The sequence below is a fragment of the Janthinobacterium sp. GW456P genome (assembly GCF_002127655.1).
GTDB lineage: Bacteria > Pseudomonadota > Gammaproteobacteria > Burkholderiales > Burkholderiaceae_D > Janthinobacterium.
Window position 1 is genome coordinate 1 of record NZ_NEHB01000065.1, and the last position, 1,666, is coordinate 1,666.

Here is a 1,666-nt window from a genome sequence, read left to right on the forward strand (position 1 = left end):
CAGGCTGCCCCAGGAACTGTATAAGTCACTGACGTGGGATCGTGGTAGCGAGCTGGCCGGGCATAAACGCTTTACGTTGGCCACCGACATCCAGGTCTACTTCTGCGATCCACAGAATCCKTGGCAGCGCGGTTCAAATGAAAATACCAATGGCCTGTTGCGCCAGTATTTTCCCAAGGGATTAGATATTTCCACGTATTCGCAAGAGCAACTTGACGCAGTAGCCAGACGACTCAACGAGCGGCCCAGGAAGACGCTACACTACCAAACACCGGCTCAACGATTTGAACAGTGTGTTGCGTTGACCGATTGAATCCGCAGCCGGTTGCCGTCGTTGGCAGGTACCGCCCCGTTGCGGACCTTAGATACCTTTTCTCGCCCGCTGAAGAACCCATTAGTGAGCCAGCCATTCACAGAGCTGGACTAAATCACTTCCTGGTAACGTCTAAAGAAGCAATCAACTCGGCAGCTTGTTTTAAGTTCGCTGGCGCATTCTCAATCTGGCTTTGCTGAAGTGAAATCTGAACGTCAACATCACGATATGAGAAGAACAAATGACAAATTTCTGTTTCGTGACAAATAATAGAACCGACGGAATATCTCGAATCGTCGCGCGTAGGCTTGCGTTGGAAGTACCAGACACCTCTCCCACATAACTCTGTACATCTATGCCATCCAAAGGAGGTAAGTTGAAGTGCAGCCCCTACCGTTCCTTCGGCAACGGTAACGTCAAATGGCGACGGAAATCCATTAGCTCGTCGCTCTGCACTCGATTGCAACAGAACGCCCCATTTCCCATAATAAGGCCCGTTGGGAATCTCTAAAAAAGCGCCTTGTGTACTATCGAGCGCACCGCTAGTCGCTCGCAGCGAAGAAGCGCTGATTATCGCTGGGTTTGGAACTCGAAACGTTACACTGGCGATTTTTAAGTCCACGTTTCGCTGCGACCAAAAGTGCGCGAGTGTGCCCCCTAACGCTAATAAAAGAAAAAACACACCTACTTTGTTCTTACTCATTGCCCTTCTTTCATTCAGACGGCAGCTTCTGGTCCGTAGCGGGAGCAGAGCATAGCGGATTGCTAAGCAGAAAAACTCACAAATTGTCACGCGTCCGCGAATGACCGCTTGTGGCTGGTTGCCGTCATCGGAAGGTTCCGCCCCAAAGCGGACAGCCACTTCGGTAATCCTTGGCATGATTTGCCCGGAACGAAAACGACTGTAGCGCGCTTACATGAGCAGACGGTTAGCCGACTGCGTTAAGACGCCAATATCCATATGGATTGTAAAAGAAGTCGTCATCTTCGTATCGGGTGCACCTCTCCCTTGAAAGCTGAAAGTGCACAGAATCAGGTCGCGGATGAAAAGTATGTCCAGCATCGAGATTCCGTGGCTGGTCGATCAGCAGAAAATATATGAAACCGCTAATGACATCCAAGGCATCCACTTCGGAGATACCGATGCGGTTCAATTCGATGTCTGGCATACCCAGCAGGTGCATACCCACCGAATAGTAGAAGCAGTCATCGGATATCGGATATTGGACCCAAGCACGGATCAGAGCGGATTCCAGGGACTTGGAGGTATAGCTATCGAGCTCCAGCCAATGGGTTCGGCCGTGAGCTATTCCCGAACTCTCGCCTTTGACTGCGAAAGCACCGGCCTGTAGC

3 protein-coding genes are annotated in these 1,666 nt (G+C 50.9%); 1 reads left to right on the top strand and 2 read right to left on the bottom strand.

Annotated features, from left to right (window positions below):
- A partial coding sequence (locus tag CBW66_RS28160) for an IS30 family transposase (RefSeq protein ID WP_139843077.1) occupies nt 1-313 on the top strand: 313 nt, incomplete at its 5' end.
- A 115-nt stretch (nt 314-428) separates the two neighbouring features.
- Here CBW66_RS28160 and CBW66_RS28860 read toward each other — a convergent pair.
- Both CBW66_RS28860 and CBW66_RS29310 read right to left on the bottom strand, forming a co-directional pair.
- The gene (locus CBW66_RS28860; protein WP_139841703.1) at nt 429-1,016 is read right to left on the bottom strand and encodes a hypothetical protein; all 588 of its coding nucleotides are present in this window, start codon (nt 1,014-1,016) and stop codon (nt 429-431) included.
- 226 nt (nt 1,017-1,242) lie between these two features.
- Nucleotides 1,243-1,666: hypothetical protein (locus CBW66_RS29310; protein WP_216356467.1), on the bottom strand; the 424-nt coding region annotated here is incomplete at its 5' end.